This is a genomic window from Ruegeria sp. ABM4_193 (genome assembly GCF_056158705.1).
Genome location: NZ_JBSWTT010000001.1, coordinates 1,463,353 through 1,482,043 on the forward strand (window position 1 = coordinate 1,463,353; position 18,691 = coordinate 1,482,043).

Sequence of the window (18,691 nt, forward strand, 5' to 3'; positions counted from 1 at the left end):
GGTTTAAGACGCGTCGTCCGAAGCTGCCTTCCCAAAGGGTTTACTTTGCAACCCCGATGACAGGCACCCTTCCTGAACCTCTCGCCACATGGGAACGTTCAGCGACATTTGACATTGCGCGGTGAACATGCGGCCATCGACCTGCAGGCAGATCATCTCGCCCAGTTCGATGCGCGTGCCGGATGTGTCGGTGCAATAGCAATCGCGGGTTTTACCGTCCGGGCCGACGTAATCAGCAAAAACCGGCGTGGATGTCAGCAGTAAAGCAAGCAAAATCCGTTTCATAGTGGCAAGCTTAGCATGACGTTGCCCTTGACCAAAGCCCCGGGATGAGAGACACCGCCCGGATGATCCCCGAAGAACGTCTTGAACAGATCACCCAGCGTTTTCAATACCTCGAAGCAGCCATGGCCGATGGTGCGTCGGGGGGCGATATTGCGACGCTGGCCAAAGAATATTCCGACCTCAAGCCGGTGGTTGATCAGATCATGGCCTGGCGTCAGCTGGTCGCGGATCTGGCCGAGGCCGAGGCGATGCTGGCCGACCCGGATATGAAAGAACTGGCCGAAGAGGAAATCCCTCAGCTACAGGCCAGTATTCCTGCGGCGGAACAGGCCCTGCAATTGGCGTTGCTGCCAAAAGACGCGGCCGATGCGCGCCCGGCGATGTTGGAAATTCGCCCTGGAACCGGCGGCGATGAGGCCGCTTTGTTCGCAAGCGACCTCTTGCGCATGTATCAACGCTATGCCGAGGCGCGGGGCTGGCGGTTTGAGATTATCGAGGAACAGGCCTCGGATTTGGGCGGCATCAAAGAGGTCGTGGCTCATATCAAGGGCGACAATGTCTTTGCCCGGATGAAGTACGAATCCGGCGTGCACCGCGTGCAGCGTGTGCCCGAGACGGAAAGTGGTGGGCGGATTCATACCTCGGCTGCGACTGTGGCGGTTCTGCCTGAAGCCGAGGATGTGGACATCCAGATCGACGCAAATGACATCAGAATTGATACGATGCGCAGTTCAGGCGCGGGTGGACAGCACGTAAACACCACCGACTCGGCGGTCCGGATCACGCACCTTCCGACGGGGTTGGTTGTCACGAGCTCCGAGAAGTCCCAGCACCGCAACCGCGAGATTGCCATGCAGGTGCTGAAGACGCGGCTTTATGACTTGGAGCGGCAGCGGATCGACAGTGAACGCTCGGCAGATCGGGCCAGTCAGGTGGGCTCGGGCGACCGTTCGGAACGTATTCGTACCTATAACTTCCCGCAAGGTCGCATGACGGATCACCGCATCAACCTGACGCTTTATAAGCTGGATCAGGTCATGCAGGGCGATCTGGATGAGGTTATCGATGCGCTGACGGCTGATGATCAGGCGCGGCTGCTGGCCGAGATGGCGCAATGACCGGCCTGCAGACAGCGGCACAGGCCATGGTGGCGGCAACGGCCCGTCTGCGGGCGGCTGGAGTGGATGATCCTGCGCGGGATGCACGACTGCTGCTGGCCCATGCGGCGCGCATAGAAGCCAGTCGGGTGACGCTGATTGCGCCCGAGGAGTTGCAGCCCGAGATTGCCGAGCGCTATGACCAGTTGATCTCGCTTCGCGCCATTCGGGTGCCGGTTTCACATTTGCTGGGCGAACGAGAGTTTTATGGGCGCCGATTCCGGGTCAGCCGGGATGTTCTGGACCCACGACCCGAAACCGAAACCCTGATCGAAGCAGCCCTGAGCGCGCCGTTTGATCACGTTCTGGATTTGGGGGTCGGCTCGGGTTGCATCCTGATTACGTTGCTGGCCGAACGTGCCAGCGCGTCAGGCGTCGGTGCCGATCTGAGCGAAGCTGCCTGTCTGCAAGCCAGTGCAAATGCGATTGAGCATCAAGTTCAGGGGAGAGTGGATATTGTGCGCTCGGATTGGTTTGAAAACATTGATGGTCAGTTTGACCTTATTGTTTCCAATCCACCTTATATCTCAGTGGACGAAATGGTTGAATTGTCACCAGAGGTCAAAGAGCACGAGCCGCGCATGGCCCTAACCGACGAAGGAGACGGGTTGGGTGCATACCGTCGGATTGCTGCGTCAGCCCCGGATTTTCTGTTGCCGGGGGGGCGGATTCTTGTTGAAATAGGCCCAACGCAGGCCAAAAAAGTTGCCGCTTTGTTTGATGCGGCAGGGCTTGTAGATGTTTGTGTGATCCCTGATCTGGACGGGCGCGACCGTGTCGTTGGCGCAAAAATGCCGGGTTGATCGGCAGGATTGCGACCAAAAAGCGCTGCCCGAACCAAAAAACCTGGTGAAAACCCGAGATTCCTCTTGTCTGCGCGGTCAGGACATGCTTACTCAGGATTAGTCGGCGAGGTTGACGCTATTGCAGCGCACCCCTGACGCCAAGCCCAAAAAAGTCGAGATCCCGTCACGGCAAACGCCTTAGAGCAGTGCAAAACACGGGTGGTTCGACAGCGAATTGACAAGGCTGACGTAGAGAAAGATGAGATCTTCCAAATCCCGCTCGCGGGCCAAGAATAACCGCAATCGTCCCTCCGGCGGCAACGTCGTAAACCGTGTTTTTGACAGCTCGGGCCCCGAGGGCAAAGTGCGTGGCACGCCGCAGCAGATCATTGACAAATACAATCAACTGGCACGTGACGCGCAACTGTCAAACGACCGTGTGGCTGCTGAAAACTTTCAGCAGCATGCCGAGCATTACTTGCGAATGCTGAGCGAAGCGCAGCGCGAAATGGAAGCCCGCCGGGAAGAGCAGGAGCGCCAGAACCGCGAACGCCAGGCCGAACGGGATCGCGAACGCGCCGAACGTCAGGAACGCGAAGCCGCCCGTCAGGCCGACCCGGCCGAAGCGCCGCAGCCAGATGTGATGGATTTCGCAGCCCCCGAGGCCACACCTGAAAGCGGGTTGGTTGAAACTCCGGAAAGCAAAGAGGCTGAAGGCTCAGCTCCGGAGAAAAGGGAAAAACCTGCACGCAAGCCGCGGGCGCGGAAGCCCAAAGCTGCACCGGTAAGCGAAGAGGCCCCGAAAACCGATGGGGACGCTCCTGAAGCGGCTGAATAAGCCAAGCAACAGATCGAACAAAAAGCCCCGGTAGAACCGGGGCTTTTTATTTTTAGGTCTTTTGAACTTCGCGGGCCAGTGCGCAGAACGCTTCCAGCGGAACTTGTTCCGCGCGTTCCGTGGGCTGAATCCCTGCCGCCAGCAAACGGTCTTCGATATCGGGGGCTACGCCCTTCAATGAAGCCCGCAGCATTTTGCGGCGTTGATTGAAGGCCGCAGCCACAACACGGGACAGGGTGGCAGCATCGGCGGGATAGCGGGGCTCGGGCAGGGCGGTCAGGTGAACCACGGCGCTGGACACCTTGGGCGGTGGGGTGAACGCGCCCGGGGGCAGCGACATGGCGATGCGCGCGTCAACCCTCCATTGCGCAAGGATGGCGAGACGGCCGTACGCCTTGCCGCCGGGTTGAGCGACGATACGTTCAGCAACTTCGCGTTGGAACATCAGCGTCAGGCTTTGCCAGAAAGGTGGCCATTCGGGTGGCGTCAGCCAACGGACCAGCAACTCGGTACCCACGTTATAGGGCAGGTTGGCCGCAACGCGGATCGGCGGCGTCAGGTGTTCCAGCGGGTTGATTTCCAGCGCATCACCGTTGATGACCTGAAGCCGTCCGGGATACGCCGCAGCGATGTCGTTCAGGGCAGCGATACAGCGCGTGTCTTTTTCCAGTGCGACGACCTTGCGCGCGCCTTCAGACAAAAGCCCGCGGGTCAAACCGCCGGGGCCAGGGCCGATTTCCAGCACATCACATTCAGTCAGGTCCCCGGCCTGACGGGCGATCTTGGCGGTCAGGTTAAGGTCCAGCAAGAAGTTCTGACCCAATGATTTGCGCGCCGAGAGCTGATGGGTTGCGATGACCTCGCGCAGCGGGGGAAGATTGTCGATAGCGCTCATGATCCGATTACCGTGATGCAAAGGGGCGCAGGTGCGCCAGAGATTTTTTGCCTCCGGCGGAGGTATTTTCAGCCAGGTGAAGGATCAAGAGCTTTTTGCCATGCGTTGAGCGAGCTTCAGGGCCTCAATCAGGCTGGTGGGCGTGGCAATGCCTTTCCCGGCGATGTCCAGCGCTGTGCCGTGATCCGGCGACGTTCGGATGAAGGGCAGGCCCAGTGTCACGTTCACGCCACGGTCGAAATCCAAGGTTTTGATCGGGATCAGGGCCTGATCGTGATACATCGCGATCGCCGCATCATAGCGCGCGCGGGCCGCGGCGTGAAACAGCGTATCTGCCGGGTGGGGGCCAGTGAGCGTCGCGCCATCGAGGTTCAGTTCAGCGACAAGCGAGGCAATCCAATCGCCTTCCTCAGTTCCCATTTTGCCGCCTTCGCCCGCATGAGGGTTGAGGCCAGCGATGGCGATGCGCGGGTTGGCGATGCCGAACTGCTTGCGAAGGCCAGCAGCGGTAATCTCGATCGTATCGCGTAGGAGATCCGGGGTCAGGGCTTCTGGAACTTGTGACAACGGAATATGGATTGTAGCAGGCACAACACGCAGTTGATCGCTGGCCAACATCATCACGACCCGTTGCGTTCCAGAAAGGGCGGCAAGAAACTCGGTATGGCCGGGATAGCTGAATCCGGCCCCGTCTATCAGAGCTTTTTTGTGGATGGGCGCTGTGCAAAGCGCCGAGGCGTGTCCTGCTTTAACCAAGTCGACACCTGTTTCGATGGCATCGATCACAGAAGGAGCGTTGGCGGGGTCGGGCTGGCCCGGCACATTGGGGACCGGGAAGTCCAGTTGCAGGACGGGAAGCGCTTGATCGCAGACCGTCAGGGCCTGCGCGGGATCTTCGATTTCCGCGACCGGAGTACCAGCAGGCAGGTGGCTGGCATCGCCGATATAGAAGAACGGGCAGGAGCCGCGTAGTTCTTCCCAGGCTTTGGCCGCTATTTCGGGACCGATCCCCGCCGGTTCGCCACAGCTGAGTGCGATTGGGCGGGTCATTCCTGAACGATAATAGCGTCGGCCCGCAGCTGTTCCACCAGGCTTTCAGCAAAGGCTGTAAGGCGTTGCTGTGCCAGGGCATTGGCCACGTCCGCGCGAGAGGTGTTTTCACCCAGATCACGTGTGCGATTGCACAGCATCAGGAACATCAGCGTTTGACCGTTGTTGCGCGTCAGGTTTGTAGACACCTCGTTGCGGTCCAGCTTGGCCAATTCTACCGCGACATCACGGGGCACCTCGGAAGGGGCGGCGTCGATGCGTTCCAAGACTTCTGGGGGTTGATCCTTGGCGATTCCATAGAGATCATCGCAGGTGTCGATCTCTTCTTTCAGGCGTGTGGCTTGCGACAGCGCGTCGGCATTGCGGCCACCTGGGATGTAATAGATCGCATAATCCAGCTTTGAGATCGGGGCGGCTGAGGTTGCAACTTCACGCAGGCCGCGCATCTGGAACAAGGCGACAGCATTTGGCAACGAAATGGGATCCGTGACCTCTCCGTTTTGAAGTCCCAGGATTACAGGCTGCAAAGCTGGCGGAAGGTCTGTGATGTTCAGCCAGTCCAACCGTCCGCCCTGATCACGGGTGGCGGCTGCGGAATATTGTGCTGCGGCTGCTGAAAACGCATCAACACCTTCCAGCCGCGAGATTTCCTGAGCCAGCAGTTCGGTCTGCGCAACGGTTTGCTGATTTACCGGGATGATAATTTCGGACAAAAGGACTTGAAGCCCACCGCCCCCGGTCTGCCCAAGGGCCCGGTCGATCTCATCTTCGGTGGGACGCGCCTGAGACAGGTAGCGTGAGCTGATGTAGTCACGCCAAGCCAACTGATCCGCGATGTAATCCCGAACTGTCTCAGGGTCGACACCCGACTCTCCCAGCAATTGCAGGAACTGTTCCGAGGACAACTGGCCGCGCGACGCAAATTCGTCAATTCCCAATTGAACGGCCTCGGGGGCAGCTTGCACGCCAGCTTCGCGCATGACCTGTTGGCGCAGCTTTGCATCGATCAGGGCGTCTCGCACGTCGGCTTCGCTGCTGCCGGGCAGGCCCAGTACGTTCAGGAATTGCAGCCGTTGCTCGAGTTCGTACCAGGTAACGATGTCCTGATTGACCCGGATCGCAGGAGAAAACAGGCTTTGCGCCATGGAATGCGTGCCTGCAACTGCGAAAATCGCGGCAGTCAGCGCCGGTGCGACCGGTTTAAGCCAACCGGAACGTAGAAACCTGGAGAAACCTGATATCAACTGCATGTTCTCTTGTATGTCTTGCCACCGCTTTCGACAGAGTACCCTGTCAATGACAGGGTAAAGCCGAATTCTGTCGAAGGCTCAATAGTGGATGTTGAAGTAAAGCGCCGGCTTACAGACATGTTAACCTGCACGCATTCGTTGCGATATGTCACGCCCAGACCCAAACGGATCGGTTCGGATTGGCCCAGATCATAGCGCGCCTGGGCATTCGTCAGCCAGTTCTGATCGACCTGATACCGGCCGACAAGCCAGATTTCCGAGATCTCGTCGACGATATTTTCCGCTGGATCCGGTTCCTGCCAGATGTAACTGCCGGAAATCCTCGCAACCTCGTTTGTCCAGGCACCACGCAGTTCTGCTTTGACAAAACTGAAATCGTTGTCGATCAATCCGCGACCGCCAAGGGACCAGCCATTGTTGGTTTGAATCTGTCCTGCGATCAGCAGATCGGATGAGGTGCCTTGCAAACCCGATGTCAGGGTGAAATTCGGGTCTGCGTCTGCCCGGAATACCTGACCGACGGTGGCCAGCGCCTGCCAGCCGCCTGCGCCGTAACGGGCCCAGTTCAGGCCAACAACACCTGTTGCACCGTCTTCGCGCTGATCTTCCGCTGGGAAACGCGAGAGCGCCAGCAAGTTACCCTGATCGAATTCCTGAAAAGTGCTCTCGTCATTTGGCACGTCTGTGTCCGACACATGCGTCCATCCGATCTGAGCGATGGGCTCAAGGAATTGCACGGCACCTGATTGCTCGCGCCGCGTCATCGGATAGCGCAATGTCAGAGCAGCCCTTGGCGTTGAGCGTGTGACCTGCGAGGGGAAATTGCTGTCATGGCGAATGTTGAACGTGTCGACAGATGCCCCCAGCGTTACGTCGGCGCGCAGGCCCGAAGCGAAGGTCCAGCTGCGCAGCCACTCTGCGTCAAACGTGGCGCGGGCGATGTCTCGGCCAACAATGTCTGCGTCGCTTGTACGTTCATGGGCGTGGCCGATAAAGGCCAGCCGCACTTCGCCGCCCAAAGCACCAGGGAAAAAGCGTTTTTCGTAATTCAAGTCGAATACGCGAGACGGAATTTCGTCCTGGTTTTCACTTTCGCGCAGCGTTTTGTAGTGGATCAGGCTGGTTTTGAATGCGGTATCCCGCTTGATCCGCTCCAGCGAAAGTTCACTGCGCAAACGGTCCAGATCAGGCAGGCCGTAATCCACAAGATAGGCGTCATCCGAAGCGGTTTGCACTTGGAATGTCAGCCGGTAGTCATTCTTGAGGTTGAACCAGCCATTTGCGAACAGGTAGCCACGATCCTGATCAGGCTGAATGTCATCGCGGGTATAGGCACCTTCTAACTGAATACGACCGTTTACAAAGGCTTGACGGTATCTATAGCCCAGCGTTGTCGTGCTGCCTGATACATAAGGTGTCAGCGTCAGGTCCTTGTGGTCCCCCAGCTTGATGAAATACGGAACCTGAACACCTGTTCCCAATTGCGAAGTACTGCGGATCGAAGGCACCAGAAAGCCTGTCGCGCGGTCAAGCGTGGGATCGGGCAGGCGCAAATAGGGAAAATAGAAAACCGGGTAGTCCAGCACCCGAAGCTGCGCGCCTTCGAAATAGAGCTGTTGTTCCAACTGGTCATGGGTGACACGACGGGCCCTAATCTGCCAAAGCGGCGGCTTGCCGTTGGCGCAGACATGGCAGGAGGTGGCCGAAACCTTACTGAACTGCGTATACCGGCCCGCTGCCCGCTTTGCCTGAACCGAGGCAATCTGAACCTGCTGATCAAACACCATTCGTGCGCCGATCAGCAAACCGTTCTGAATGCCACTGTCGAGCTGTCCTGAGTCCGCCAGCAGCGTTGTCTGACCGCCCTGATCGATACGGATGGGGCCTTCCAGTTTCAGCTCACCGGTTTCACGGTCATAAGTCACACGCTGAGCGGACAGCTTGATGTCGCCTTGAAACGCCTCGACATTGCCTTCAGCCACCAGTTTGCGTTCGGGCGTGATGAAAACCTTGTCGGCGACCAGCAGGGCAGGCTCTTCCTGCGTTTCTGCGCCCTGAGGCTGTGCAGGCGTCGATTGGGCCACAAGGGGTGCCGGGGCGGACAAAGCCAGCGCGCTGGTCAGCAACAGGGGAACAAAGCGCCTCATCAGCCGTCCTCCGCATGAAGCAGCAGGCCAAGAGACAGCAATATGGCAGCAAAGGGCGGTGCCCAGGCAGCGATGTATGTGGGCAATTGTCCGTTTTCCCCGAGGATTTGCGCAAAGTTGCGGACGAAGTAGATGGCAAAGCCAAGCAGAACCGCTGTCAGCACCGCAATACCCGTTCCGCCAAGGCGGACGTGACGCATGGTGAAGGCTGCTCCGATCAGGACCATCGAGACCAGAAAGAAGGGGCGTGCCAGCTGCACTTGCAGCCAGACCTCATACTGTTTGGTCGAAAAGCCTGCTTCGCGCAGATCCGCGATCAGTTGCGGCAGGTCGTAAACCGAAACGGAATCTTGTTGTCCCAGCGTGTCGAGAATGCGCTGGCGGGTAAGCGAAGTTGGAAGGTCAAGGCGGTCATGAACAACGGCGTTGGTTTCGGGGTTCCCACCGTCTTGCATGGACCAGATCTTGGCGTTGGAAAGAATCCACCGGCCATCCTCCAGATCGGCCCGGTCGGCAATGATCTGTTGGGTTGGCTTTCCATCGCGGGCGAAGGTGATCACTGTCACGTCGTCCAGCCCCAGCTTGTCGCCGTTTGAGGTGCCGCGCGCGTGGATCACCGCTTGTCCGTTTTCCGCCGATTGGCGCAGCCACAATCCTTCACTGCTGATCGACAGGGCAGAGCTGCCGTTGTTGCGATAGGAATCGGACAGGCGTTGGAACTCTTCCGAGGTGGCAGCGGCGATTGGGTTCAGCAATGCCACAGCCAGCACGCCGATAGTGAGTGCCAGAAGGACAGGCGCTACCAAAGCGCGGATGCCCGAGCGGCCCGTGGCACGTGTCACCACCAGCTCTGAGGTGCGCGCAAGCCCTACGAAAAGGGCGATGGTCGACAAAATGACTAGCAGCGGTAGCATTTCGCTGATCGCGGCCGGTGTGTTGAGCAGTGTAAGTTGCAACAACTGACCGAAAGACAGGTCATAATCGTCAAACCGGCGAATCTGTTCGATCAGATCGATAAGAATTATCAGTGTTAGGAAAATGCCGCCAATGACCAGAAAACTCTGCATGAAACGTCGGGCGAAGTAGCGGTCGAGGATCACAGGCGCGCCCCCGCAAAGCTTGCAACACGGGCGTTCGGGCCGCTTGCGCGCGCGCAGAATGTTCTGCGCAACGGCTTATGCCTGCCCTCTCGTGCCACGTCTTTCTCCCCCGAGCCTGCCGGTTATTTTTCGGAGACCTTAATGCAATTGAAGGCCGGGGAAAACTGCTATCTGGTCAAGCGGTGCTACGCGGGCTAGGTCTTGGGGAACAGAATTTGAGGAGTTTACAATGAGCAGTCTTGTACCGATCCGCTTTCAGGAGTTTGACTTGGATGCGATGGCGCAGGCCGAGGGTCGGGTGGTTATCATCATCCCGTCCGACGGCAAGATGAGCCCCGCCGCCCGACGGGCCAACCGTCTGACAAAAGGGGCCGTCGCGCGGCTGGTCGAAAGCGGGTCTTTCGAAAAAACCAAGACTGCAGATGTGATCTCGCTGGCGTGGCCTGCCGGGATGGCGGCCGAGGCTTTGGACGTCCTGGTGTTGCCGCGCCGCCCTGAGGCGGACGAGGCGCGCAAGGCGGGCGCTGCTGTGGCAAAGCTGGCAGGCGGCAAGGACGTGCTTGTGATGGTTGGCAATCAGGCGCGCACAGAAGATCTGGCTTTGGGTATCGCGCTGCGCAGCTATGACTTTGACGCGCATAAGACCAAAGAAAGCGAAGACGCAGGCACGGTCACAATCAGCCATTCGAAACCTGACGAGGCAGAGGCGGAATTTGCACCGCTTTACGCAATTGCAGATGGCGTGCGGATGACCCGCGATCTGACCAATGAGCCCGCAAACGTTCTGACAACCTCCGAATTCGCCGACCGCCTGGTCGAGATGCAGGAGCTGGGCCTTGAGGTCGAAGTTCTGGACGAAGACAAGCTGGCCGAGCTGGGAATGCGCACATTGCTGAGCGTCGGGCAGGGTTCGGACAGCCCGTCCAAAGTGGTCGTCATGCACTGGAAGGGCGGCGACAAGGGCGATGCGCCGCTGGCTTTAGTCGGCAAGGGTGTGGTGTTTGACACAGGCGGTATCTCGCTGAAACCAGCGGGTGGCATGGAAGAGATGACCATGGATATGGGTGGCGCAGGTGTTGTCGCCGGTACCATGCGCGCGCTGGCCAAGCGTAAGGCCAAGGCGAATGTCGTTGGTCTGGTTGGATTGGTTGAAAACATGCCATCCGGCAATGCCACACGCCCCGGTGATGTGGTCAAGTCAATGAAAGGTGACACGGTCGAGATCATCAACACCGACGCCGAAGGTCGCTTGGTTCTGTGCGACGTGATGTGGTACGCGCAGGAACGGTTCAGCCCGGTCGGTATGATCGATCTGGCCACGCTTACCGGCGCGATCATTATCGGGCTGGGGCACGAGAATGCCGGTGTGTTCTCGAACAACGACACATTCTGCAACGCATTCCTGAAATCCGCCAAGGCCGAGGATGAAGGCGCGTGGCGGATGCCGTTGGGCGATGCCTATGACAAGTTGCTGAAATCGCGCATCGCCGACATGAAAAACATAGGCGGCCGGCCCGCAGGCTCGATCACCGCCGCGCAGTTCCTGCAACGGTTCGTCAAAGAAGAAACGCCCTGGATTCACCTGGATATCGCGGGTGTGGCCTCGGTTTCCGCTGAGACATCTTATGCACCCAAAGGTGCCACCGGTTGGGGTGTTCGCGCGCTCAGCCGGTTTGTGCAGGACAATTTCGAGTAAGCTAATGGGCGCTGTCTATTTCTACCACCTGACCCGCCAGCCGCTGGAACACACCTTGCCGGTGTTACTGGACAAGGCGCGGCAGGCCGGGTGGAAGATTGCCGTGCGGGGCACCGACCCTGCGCGGATGGACTGGCTGGATGAAAAGCTGTGGCTGGGGCCCGAAGACGGGTTTCTGCCGCATGGCCGCGAAGGTGGCCCCCATGACGCAGAGCAGCCGATTTTGCTAACCACAGGTTCGGAAACTGCCAATGGCGCGTCCTGTGTCATGGCAGTTGATGGCGCGCCGGTCGAGGCGGAAGAAGTCGCCGCGATGGAACGTGTGTGCATTCTGTTCGATGGCAATGACGACATGGCCGTTCAACACGCGCGCGGGCAGTGGAAAACGCTGACCGCTGCGGGGTGTTCGGCGCAATACTGGTCGGAAGAATCCGGGCGGTGGGAAAAGAAGGCCGAAGCCTGACGGGCGACGCCGTTTTCAGGAGATTTGAAAGATGCAAATGAAGCCTTTGGGCCGTACAGGAATCATGGTGAGCGACCTGTGTCTTGGAACCATGACGTTTGGCACACAGACCTCCGAAGCCGATGCGCACAAGCAGATGGACATGGCACTGGATGCTGGCATCAACTTTGTGGACGCAGCCGAAATGTATCCGGTGAACCCGGTTTCAAAAGAAACGATCGGACGCACCGAAGAGATTCTGGGCAACTGGAACGCGGCCAATGCGGCGCGGCGGAGCGATTACATTCTGGCGACCAAGCATTCCGGCGAGGGTTTGTCATTTGTGCGCGACGGTGCGCCGATCACAGCCAAGACGATCCCCGAAGCGATTGAAGGATCGTTGAAGCGGTTGCAGACAGAGTGCATTGATCTTTATCAGTTTCACTGGCCGAACCGTGGCAGCTACATGTTCCGCCAGAATTGGGATTTTGCGCCAACCGGGCACAACACCGATGACGTTCTAGAGAACATGCAGGAGTGTCTGGAGGCGTTGCAGGCTCAGGTCGACAAGGGCAACATCCGCGCCTTTGGTCTGTCCAACGAAAGCGCATGGGGCACGGCGCAGTGGGTGCGTTTGGCCGAAAAGATGGGCGCGCCGCGTGTGGCATCGGTTCAGAACGAATATTCTCTGCTCTGTCGTCTGTTCGACACGGATATGGCCGAGCTATGCGTGCATGAAGATGTCGGGCTGATGGCGTTCTCGCCTTTGGGTACCGGGTTGCTGACGGGTAAGTATCAGGGTGGTGCCGTCCCGGACGGTTCGCGCATGTCGCTTTCGCCTGAACTGGGCGGGCGCAAGTCTGATCGGGTGTTTGATGCTGTCGCGGCTTATCTGGACGTTGCTGCGCGCCATAGCTTGGATCCGACGCATATGGCATTGGCCTGGTGTCGTACACGTCCCTTCATGATGTCCGCTATTTTTGGCGCGACCTCGGTTGAGCAGCTTGAACACGTATTGGCTGGCGCGGATCTGACGTTGTCAGATGAGGTGCTGGCAGAGTTGGATGCAGCCCATAAGGCGCACCCGATGCCGTACTGAGGGCAGGGGGCGCTGCCCCCGCCGCCTTCGGCGGCTCCCCCGAGGTATTTTTAGCCAGATGAAGTTGGATCCGGTCAGTGATGGGTGGGGTGCGCGCGCTCTTGCCTGAGGTCGCGGGCGGACTGGCCGTGTGCGGTGCGAAAGGCACGGGCGAAGCTGGATTGTGAGGCAAATCCCGTGGCCAGCGCCACATCCATCAGCGGCATGTCGGTGTCAGTGACAAGGCGACGCGCTTCGGCCAGGCGCAGTTGCAAGTAATGGTCTTGCGGCGTGGTGTTCAGGCGCAGACGGAACTGTTGTTGCAAGGTACGCGGGCTGGTGCCCAGTCGGTCTGCGATATAGGCAAGCGGCAGGGGGTCATCCAAAGAGTCCTGCATCAGTGAATTGGCCTTGGCGGTCAAAGCTGTGTGGCGGTGTGGTGCGCCAGTGCGACTTTGCGGTTTGGCAGGGTCTGGAGCGCCTTCGTAGAGGAACAAGCCCGAAACGCGCGCTGCGAAACCCGCGCCGTGGCGGGCGGCGATGATGTGCAGCATCATTTCGACCGCTGGGATCGCGCCCCCTGACGTCAGCCGAGTGTCCGAGACGGTGTAGCGGTCTGGGCGTACATCGACCTCGGGGAAGCGCGCGGCGAAGTTTTCCAAGTCTTCCCAATGGGTGGTGGCGGCGTGGCCGTCGAGCAGCCCGGCCTCGGCCAGCAGCCAGGGGCCGCCGTCGATGCCTGCCATGGTTGCGCCAGTACCTGCAATCCGGCGCAGACCCGCGAGCAGGCTGGGGGTGGCGTGACGGCCCAGTTGGAACCCGGCCACAACGATCATCAGGTCACAGCCTTGCAGACGTGCCAGCGGGATGCCGGGCACTTGCAGGGCGCTGGTCAGCATTGCCGGTTCGGGTGTGGCTGTCACATAGTCCCAATCAAAGGCCGGGCGATCGGCCAGACGGTTGGCCGCGCGCATCGGGTCGACGGCCGAGGCGAAGCTGAGCGTGTTGCAGTCATCAAGCACCAGCACCGCCGTTTTCAGGGCGCGATGTTCGGGTTGCAGTATGTTTTTTGCGGATTGCATCAAGTTCGATTCGCATTCTGGCAAGTTGTTTTCCCAAGGCTGCGCCAGAGTCGGGTCAGAACGCAAATCGGAATCCGGGGAGAAGCCTGGGGAAAACTCAGGTCAAAACCGGGTATAACTTGGGGAAAACGCCATGCCTCTGGAAATGAACCGTGATGTCTTTATCACCTGCGCCGTGACCGGCTCGGGTGGAACGCAGGATCGCAGCCCTCATGTACCGCGCTCGCCGCAGCAGATTGCGGACAGCGCGATTGCTGCCGCCAAGGCTGGGGCTGCGGTTGTGCATTGCCATGTGCGTGACCCCGAAACCGGTGCGCCAAGCCGTCGGCTGGACCTGTATCGTGAAGTGACAGACCGGATTCGCGACGCCGACGTGGACGTTGTTCTGAACCTGACCGCGGGTATGGGTGGGGACATCGTGTTTGGGGGCGTTGAAAGCCCGTTTCCTGTGAATGAGGCCGGCACGGACATGATCGGCGCGTCGGAGCGCGTTGCGCATATTGCCGAGTGTTTGCCCGAAATCTGCACTTTGGACTGTGGCACCATGAACTTTGCCGAGGCCGACTACGTCATGACCAACACGCCCGGTGCGCTGCGCGCTATGGGACAGATGATGACGGATATGGGGGTAAAGCCCGAGATCGAAGCCTTTGACACCGGCCACCTATGGTTTGCCAAGCAGTTGGTGAAAGAGGGGATTCTGGAGCCCAACGCCTTGGTTCAACTGTGTATGGGTGTGCCGTGGGGCGCGCCGGACGATCTGAATACCTTAATGGCGATGGTGAACAATGTCCCCGATGACTGGACCTTCAGCGCATTTTCGCTGGGGCGTAACCAGATGGCTTATGTCGCCGCTACGGTGCTGGCGGGCGGCAACGTGCGCGTGGGTCTTGAGGATAACCTGTGGCTGGACAAGGGCGTGCTGGCCGAGAACTGGCAACTGGTCGAACGGGCCGGGACCATCATCGAGAATATGGGCGCACGGGTCATCGGGCCGCAAGAAGTGCGCGAGAAGTTGGGATTGGAAAAACGCGCGCCCAAAAACTGATTTGTTCGCGTTGGACGGCCCAATCCGAAAGCTCAGGGTGTCAGCATAAGGATCAAAACCATGCGAGCGGTTCTGGTGATGTGCGTGGCGCTCCTGATGCTGTGCCTGCCCCGGGAAGGGGCAGCGCAAGCCACAGAGGACGACTTGGCCCGCCAGGAGTGCGAAGCCAAGGGTGGACGCTATGAGGTGGGTGGGCGACTCCGGCAGTTTATCTGCTTTGAACCTTTGCCAGACGCCGGGAAGTCCTGTGAAAAAGCCTCCGATTGTGCAGGGTTCTGCCTGTCGGACACCAAACAATGCAGTGCTGTTGCGCCGAAATTCGGATGCATTTCGCATCTGGATGAGGCGGGGCTGGCACAAGTGATCTGTATCGATTAGAGGACGATATGACAAAAACGGCAGCAATCATCGGGGGTGGGGTCATTGGCGGCGGTTGGGCTGCACGGTTCCTGCTGAATGGGTGGAACGTGCGGGTGTTCGACCCGGACCCGGAAGCAGAACGCAAGATTGGTGAGGTTCTGGACAATGCGCGGCGGTCTCTGCCGGGCCTGAGCGATGTGCCGTTGCCGCCCGAAGGGACGCTGAGCTTTCACGATGAAATGGCCGACGCCGTAGAAGGCGCGACTTGGATTCAGGAAAGCGTACCGGAGCGTTTGGACCTGAAACTGAAAGTCTACAAAGGTCTGCAAGAGGCCTGCGATCCGGGCGCAATCATCGGGTCCTCGACCAGCGGCTTTAAACCCTCGGAACTGCAAGACGGCGCGCTGCGCCCCGAGCAGATCGTCGTCACACATCCGTTCAACCCGGTCTACCTGCTGCCGCTGATCGAGCTGGTGCCCACCGACAAGAACCCGCCCGAGACAGTCGCGCGGGCGCAGGATTTGCTGAAATCGGTTGGGTTTTTCCCATTGCACATCAAGAAGGAAATCGATGCGCATATCGCGGACCGGTTCCTTGAAGCGGTGTGGCGCGAGGCTCTGTGGCTGGTCAAGGACGGCATTGCGACGACCGAGGAAATCGATGAGGCGATCCGCATGGGGTTTGGCATTCGCTGGGCCCAGATGGGTCTGTTCGAAACCTACCGCGTTGCGGGTGGTGAAGCCGGAATGCGGCATTTCATGGCGCAGTTTGGCCCGGCGTTGAAATGGCCCTGGACCAAGCTGATGGATGTGCCCGAGTTCACTGACGAACTGGTCGACATGATCGCCGATCAGTCCGATGCGCAATCGGGGATGTATTCGATCCGCGAGCTGGAGCGTATTCGCGACAACAACCTTGTGGGCATGATGCGCGCGCTCAAGGCGCAGAATTACGGGGCAGGCGCTGTGCTGAACCAGCATGATGCGGCTTTGAAGCCAGGCGCCTTGCCGACATTGGATCAGGCGGATGTGAGCCAGCCGATCCTGACCCTTGCGCGTGCGGTTCCGTTGGACTGGACCGACTACAACGGTCATATGAATGAGGCAAAATATCTGGAAGCATTCTCTGCCGCCACCGACCGGTTCATGGAGATCATCGGATGCGACGCCGAGTATATCTCATCCGGCGGCAGCTATTTCACAACTGAAAATCACATCCGGTACATCGACGAGGTGCACGCGGGCGCCAAGATCGACGTGCGCACGCAGATGTTGCTGGGGCAGGGCAAAAAGTTGCACGTGTTCCACAGCATGTATGAAGGGGACAAGCTTCTGGCCACAGGCGAAAGCTTCATGCTGCATGTCAGCCTTGAGACGCGCCGACCGTGCCCTCCTTCCGCCGAGATTGAGGCTGCGATGGTACGAATTGCTGAGGCTCAATCTGGTTTGCCTTACCCCGAAGGTGCGGGGGCCGCTATTCGGAAACCATCATGAGCCGGAGGGTGTTGGTAACGGCCGGCGCGTCTGGTGTCGGTCGCGCCATGGCCGAAGCGTTTGACGCGGCTGGATATGATGTCTGGGTCACGGATATCGATCAGGCAGCGCTAAGCTCCGTGCCCGATCATTGGACGACGCATTGCGCCAATGCGTCGGATGAGGCTGATATGCGCTGCGTCTTTGATGCTGTGTCTGAGGCAGGCGGGCTGGACACCCTGTGTGCCAATGCAGGAATAGCAGGGCCAACCGATGCCATTGAAGACATCGATCTGAACGCATGGCGGGCCTGTATTGCGGTTAATCTGGACGGTGCGTTTCTGGCTGCCAAATATGCAGCACCATTGATGAAATCGGCGCGGGCGGGAAGCATCATCCTGACCTCGTCGACGGCGGGGCAGTATGGCTATCCGTACCGCGCGCCCTATGCTTCGGCCAAATGGGCGGTCATTGGATTGATGAAGACACTCGCGATGGAGCTGGGCCCGCATGGCATACGCGCTAACGCCATCTGTCCGGGCGCAGTGGAAGGTCCGCGCATGGAGGGCGTTCTGGCCCGTGAGGCAGAAGCCAAAGGCATGAGCCGAGACGCGGTGTACCAAGGCTATGCTTCGGGTACGTCCATGGGGCGCTTTGTCGAAGCGCAGGACATAGCCAATATGGCCGTCTTCCTTGCGTCAGATGCGGCGCGGCTGGTGTCGGGTCAGGTCATCGCGGTGGATGGTCACACGGTAAATCCTGACCCGAAACTGTGATCTAGCCCTGATTTGGCCCACGAATTTGGCGGATGGTCTGACGGACCGCCTGCCAGTCCTGTGCTTCCTGCTGGTTTCCGGCAGCCTCGCATTCGCGCATTTTCTGCGCAGCTTCGGCCTCGGCCCGGTCTCCGTGAGCGGCGTAAAGGGCACGTGCGTATTGAGCGGTTTGTAATGCGTCCATTCCTGTGGTCCTCCGTCTGTGATCGGAATGCCCGAAGGTTCGCGCCAACGGACCATAGCACAGGATTGGTCGGCCCGCATCATGTGGTTTCAGAAATCCTGGATCTGAGCTGCCGCAGGTGGTTGGGAAAGTTTCGGGCAGTCACATCAGCTTCGCGCACCAGCGTGTCGAAGTGACGTGTAAAGGTTTCGATCCGGTCCCGGTCGCGGAACGCCATATAGTGACTGCCAGCGTAGAACACGCACAGCAGGGGGCCGAAAATCGTTACAGGGGCCGAATAAAGCCGTTTTGCATCAAACAGATAGATCCGCATTCTGGGGTAAAGCTGATCGCATAGTGTCAGAAGGTGGTCGATCTGTTCCAGCCGCACCTGCGCGCTAAGGCCGCTGTAATACCCTGTGGCGCTTGCAAAGCTCTCGATTTCGAACAGCGGCATGGCGATCTCATAATCCGACTGCGCACTGCGCATCCAGGCCAACCTGTCCTCGGACGCGCCGATGGCCTGATCTGCCGTGCGCCCCAGATGCGGGGCATATTCCCATTCCAGCACAGCACGGGTCTTGAGCATGTCGGGCAGGGTCGCCGGGACATAGCGAACCTTGTAGCCAGCGGCCTCCTTGTGCCACTCGAAGATCCGCTCATCGACCAGCGCGCGGGGGGCTTCGGTGAAACTGAGAGAGCTGGCCAGAAGTTCGGCCGCGCTTTCGGGCCTGTCGGAGAGGCTCAATAACCAATCGGCTGAAACACCAAGTGCGGCCGCGCATCCTCCGACCACATGCGCGTTGGGCAGACGCGCACCATGCCCGGTCAAAAGCTGCGATACGGTCGAGCGGTCAACACTGATGTGCCGTGCCAGCGCGCTTTGACTGATGTTTCGCTGCTCCATCGCCTGAGCCAGACGTTGACGGAACTGAGCGGCGCGATCTCTTTTGTCGATTTTTACCTGCATGTTGTGACAAATATCATAGATGTTGAATTTTGTTAATCATATTCAGAATTCCCACCATGACCATCGCCCTGTAACCCTTTGAAAAAAGCAAAAAGAC

19 protein-coding genes are annotated in these 18,691 nt (G+C 59.1%); 10 read left to right on the forward strand and 9 right to left on the reverse strand.

The window, feature by feature from the left end; translation table 11 throughout:
• Positions 1 to 3 precede the first annotated feature (3 nt).
• The gene (locus ACXADZ_RS07360; RefSeq protein ID WP_171090481.1) at positions 4 to 285 is read right to left on the reverse strand and encodes a hypothetical protein; all 282 of its coding nucleotides are present in this window, start codon (positions 283 to 285) and stop codon (positions 4 to 6) included.
• A gap of 62 nt (positions 286 to 347) precedes the next feature.
• On the opposite strand from ACXADZ_RS07360, the gene prfA reads away from it, so the two are divergent.
• The 3 genes from prfA to ACXADZ_RS07375 all read left to right on the forward strand — a co-directional run bounded on the left by prfA (position 348) and on the right by ACXADZ_RS07375 (position 3,065).
• The gene (gene prfA / locus ACXADZ_RS07365; protein WP_475198519.1) at positions 348 to 1,403 is read left to right on the forward strand and encodes a peptide chain release factor 1; all 1,056 of its coding nucleotides are present in this window, start codon (positions 348 to 350) and stop codon (positions 1,401 to 1,403) included.
• A complete protein-coding gene (gene prmC, locus ACXADZ_RS07370) occupies positions 1,400 to 2,245 on the forward strand; it encodes a peptide chain release factor N(5)-glutamine methyltransferase (RefSeq protein WP_171090479.1) in 846 nt (281 codons plus the stop codon). The genes prfA and prmC overlap by 4 nt, the downstream gene beginning before the upstream one ends.
• A 241-nt stretch (positions 2,246 to 2,486) precedes the next feature.
• Positions 2,487 to 3,065: a DUF4167 domain-containing protein gene (locus tag ACXADZ_RS07375; protein WP_475194415.1), complete on the forward strand. Its 579-nt coding sequence runs from the start codon at positions 2,487 to 2,489 to the stop codon at positions 3,063 to 3,065.
• 52 nt (positions 3,066 to 3,117) lie between these two features.
• On the opposite strand, the gene rsmA is transcribed toward ACXADZ_RS07375, so the two are convergent.
• From rsmA to lptG, 5 genes are all read right to left on the reverse strand, one after another.
• Positions 3,118 to 3,960 carry a 16S rRNA (adenine(1518)-N(6)/adenine(1519)-N(6))-dimethyltransferase RsmA gene (gene rsmA, locus ACXADZ_RS07380; protein WP_475194418.1) on the reverse strand — a complete coding sequence of 281 codons (843 nt, stop codon included), beginning with the start codon at positions 3,958 to 3,960 and terminating at the stop codon, positions 3,118 to 3,120.
• A gap of 84 nt (positions 3,961 to 4,044) precedes the next feature.
• Positions 4,045 to 5,010, reverse strand: coding sequence for a 4-hydroxythreonine-4-phosphate dehydrogenase PdxA (pdxA, locus tag ACXADZ_RS07385; protein ID WP_475194421.1), 966 nt, complete (start codon positions 5,008 to 5,010; stop codon positions 4,045 to 4,047).
• Complete coding sequence (locus ACXADZ_RS07390) at positions 5,007 to 6,260, reverse strand: peptidylprolyl isomerase (protein ID WP_475194426.1); 1,254 nt, start codon at positions 6,258 to 6,260, stop codon at positions 5,007 to 5,009. The genes pdxA and ACXADZ_RS07390 overlap by 4 nt, the downstream gene beginning before the upstream one ends.
• Positions 6,251 to 8,407, reverse strand: a complete 2,157-nt coding sequence (locus ACXADZ_RS07395; RefSeq protein WP_475194430.1) for an LPS-assembly protein LptD — start codon at positions 8,405 to 8,407, stop codon at positions 6,251 to 6,253. The genes ACXADZ_RS07390 and ACXADZ_RS07395 overlap by 10 nt, the downstream gene beginning before the upstream one ends.
• On the reverse strand, positions 8,407 to 9,507 hold the full coding sequence (gene lptG / locus ACXADZ_RS07400) for an LPS export ABC transporter permease LptG (RefSeq protein ID WP_475194435.1): 1,101 nt from the start codon (positions 9,505 to 9,507) through the stop codon (positions 8,407 to 8,409). The genes ACXADZ_RS07395 and lptG overlap by 1 nt, the downstream gene beginning before the upstream one ends.
• Before the next feature lie 229 nt (positions 9,508 to 9,736).
• On the opposite strand from lptG, the gene ACXADZ_RS07405 reads away from it, so the two are divergent.
• From ACXADZ_RS07405 to ACXADZ_RS07415, 3 genes are read left to right on the forward strand one after another with little or no spacing between them, the layout of a single operon-like run.
• The gene (locus ACXADZ_RS07405) at positions 9,737 to 11,203 is read left to right on the forward strand and encodes a leucyl aminopeptidase (protein WP_475194439.1); all 1,467 of its coding nucleotides are present in this window, start codon (positions 9,737 to 9,739) and stop codon (positions 11,201 to 11,203) included.
• A gap of 4 nt (positions 11,204 to 11,207) precedes the next feature.
• Positions 11,208 to 11,666: a DNA polymerase III subunit chi gene (locus ACXADZ_RS07410; protein ID WP_475194442.1), complete on the forward strand. Its 459-nt coding sequence runs from the start codon at positions 11,208 to 11,210 to the stop codon at positions 11,664 to 11,666.
• A 31-nt stretch (positions 11,667 to 11,697) separates the two neighbouring features.
• Positions 11,698 to 12,744, forward strand: coding sequence for an aldo/keto reductase (locus ACXADZ_RS07415; protein WP_475194445.1), 1,047 nt, complete (start codon positions 11,698 to 11,700; stop codon positions 12,742 to 12,744).
• A gap of 74 nt (positions 12,745 to 12,818) precedes the next feature.
• Here the strand turns inward: ACXADZ_RS07415 and ACXADZ_RS07420 are convergent, their stop codons facing one another.
• On the reverse strand, positions 12,819 to 13,805 hold the full coding sequence (locus ACXADZ_RS07420; RefSeq protein WP_475194451.1) for a GlxA family transcriptional regulator: 987 nt from the start codon (positions 13,803 to 13,805) through the stop codon (positions 12,819 to 12,821).
• Positions 13,806 to 13,938: 133 nt separating this feature from the next.
• Between ACXADZ_RS07420 and bcoG the strand changes: the two genes are divergently transcribed.
• Genes bcoG through ACXADZ_RS07440 form a run of 4 tightly spaced genes read left to right on the forward strand, consistent with a single transcriptional unit; the run spans position 13,939 to position 17,461 of the window.
• On the forward strand, positions 13,939 to 14,853 hold the full coding sequence (gene bcoG, locus ACXADZ_RS07425) for a 3-dehydrocarnitine:acetyl-CoA trimethylamine transferase BcoG (RefSeq protein WP_475194455.1): 915 nt from the start codon (positions 13,939 to 13,941) through the stop codon (positions 14,851 to 14,853).
• A 60-nt stretch (positions 14,854 to 14,913) separates the two neighbouring features.
• Positions 14,914 to 15,231 carry a hypothetical protein gene (locus tag ACXADZ_RS07430; protein ID WP_475194457.1) on the forward strand — a complete coding sequence of 106 codons (318 nt, stop codon included), beginning with the start codon at positions 14,914 to 14,916 and terminating at the stop codon, positions 15,229 to 15,231.
• Positions 15,232 to 15,239: 8 nt separating this feature from the next.
• Positions 15,240 to 16,706: a carnitine 3-dehydrogenase gene (locus tag ACXADZ_RS07435; RefSeq protein WP_475194459.1), complete on the forward strand. Its 1,467-nt coding sequence runs from the start codon at positions 15,240 to 15,242 to the stop codon at positions 16,704 to 16,706.
• Positions 16,703 to 17,461 (forward strand): SDR family oxidoreductase, encoded by a 759-nt coding sequence (locus ACXADZ_RS07440; protein ID WP_475194463.1) that lies wholly within the window; start codon positions 16,703 to 16,705, stop codon positions 17,459 to 17,461. Before ACXADZ_RS07435 ends, ACXADZ_RS07440 begins: the two co-directional genes overlap by 4 nt.
• Before the next feature lies 1 nt (position 17,462).
• Here the strand turns inward: ACXADZ_RS07440 and ACXADZ_RS07445 are convergent, their stop codons facing one another.
• Together ACXADZ_RS07445 and ACXADZ_RS07450 are read right to left on the reverse strand one after the other, a co-directional pair.
• The gene (locus ACXADZ_RS07445) at positions 17,463 to 17,645 is read right to left on the reverse strand and encodes a hypothetical protein (RefSeq protein WP_171090450.1); all 183 of its coding nucleotides are present in this window, start codon (positions 17,643 to 17,645) and stop codon (positions 17,463 to 17,465) included.
• A 79-nt stretch (positions 17,646 to 17,724) separates the two neighbouring features.
• Positions 17,725 to 18,594 (reverse strand): helix-turn-helix domain-containing protein, encoded by an 870-nt coding sequence (locus ACXADZ_RS07450; protein ID WP_475194466.1) that lies wholly within the window; start codon positions 18,592 to 18,594, stop codon positions 17,725 to 17,727.
• Positions 18,595 to 18,691 lie beyond the last annotated feature (97 nt).

What these genes read in the sequence shown, in the direction of transcription:
- ACXADZ_RS07360 (WP_171090481.1), bottom strand. Translation starts at nt 285, where the DNA reads ATGAAACGGATTTTGCTTGCTTTACTGCTGACATCCACGCCGGTTTTT.
- prfA (WP_475198519.1), top strand. Translation starts at nt 348, where the DNA reads ATGATCCCCGAAGAACGTCTTGAACAGATCACCCAGCGTTTTCAATAC.
- prmC (WP_171090479.1), top strand. Translation starts at nt 1,400, where the DNA reads ATGACCGGCCTGCAGACAGCGGCACAGGCCATGGTGGCGGCAACGGCC.
- ACXADZ_RS07375 (WP_475194415.1), top strand. Translation starts at nt 2,487, where the DNA reads ATGAGATCTTCCAAATCCCGCTCGCGGGCCAAGAATAACCGCAATCGT.
- rsmA (WP_475194418.1), bottom strand. Translation starts at nt 3,960, where the DNA reads ATGAGCGCTATCGACAATCTTCCCCCGCTGCGCGAGGTCATCGCAACC.
- pdxA (WP_475194421.1), bottom strand. Translation starts at nt 5,010, where the DNA reads ATGACCCGCCCAATCGCACTCAGCTGTGGCGAACCGGCGGGGATCGGT.
- ACXADZ_RS07390 (WP_475194426.1), bottom strand. Translation starts at nt 6,260, where the DNA reads ATGCAGTTGATATCAGGTTTCTCCAGGTTTCTACGTTCCGGTTGGCTT.
- ACXADZ_RS07395 (WP_475194430.1), bottom strand. Translation starts at nt 8,407, where the DNA reads ATGAGGCGCTTTGTTCCCCTGTTGCTGACCAGCGCGCTGGCTTTGTCC.
- ACXADZ_RS07405 (WP_475194439.1), top strand. Translation starts at nt 9,737, where the DNA reads ATGAGCAGTCTTGTACCGATCCGCTTTCAGGAGTTTGACTTGGATGCG.
- ACXADZ_RS07410 (WP_475194442.1), top strand. Translation starts at nt 11,208, where the DNA reads ATGGGCGCTGTCTATTTCTACCACCTGACCCGCCAGCCGCTGGAACAC.
- ACXADZ_RS07415 (WP_475194445.1), top strand. Translation starts at nt 11,698, where the DNA reads ATGCAAATGAAGCCTTTGGGCCGTACAGGAATCATGGTGAGCGACCTG.
- ACXADZ_RS07420 (WP_475194451.1), bottom strand. Translation starts at nt 13,805, where the DNA reads ATGCAATCCGCAAAAAACATACTGCAACCCGAACATCGCGCCCTGAAA.
- bcoG (WP_475194455.1), top strand. Translation starts at nt 13,939, where the DNA reads ATGCCTCTGGAAATGAACCGTGATGTCTTTATCACCTGCGCCGTGACC.
- ACXADZ_RS07430 (WP_475194457.1), top strand. Translation starts at nt 14,914, where the DNA reads ATGCGAGCGGTTCTGGTGATGTGCGTGGCGCTCCTGATGCTGTGCCTG.
- ACXADZ_RS07435 (WP_475194459.1), top strand. Translation starts at nt 15,240, where the DNA reads ATGACAAAAACGGCAGCAATCATCGGGGGTGGGGTCATTGGCGGCGGT.
- ACXADZ_RS07440 (WP_475194463.1), top strand. Translation starts at nt 16,703, where the DNA reads ATGAGCCGGAGGGTGTTGGTAACGGCCGGCGCGTCTGGTGTCGGTCGC.
- ACXADZ_RS07445 (WP_171090450.1), bottom strand. Translation starts at nt 17,645, where the DNA reads ATGGACGCATTACAAACCGCTCAATACGCACGTGCCCTTTACGCCGCT.
- ACXADZ_RS07450 (WP_475194466.1), bottom strand. Translation starts at nt 18,594, where the DNA reads ATGCAGGTAAAAATCGACAAAAGAGATCGCGCCGCTCAGTTCCGTCAA.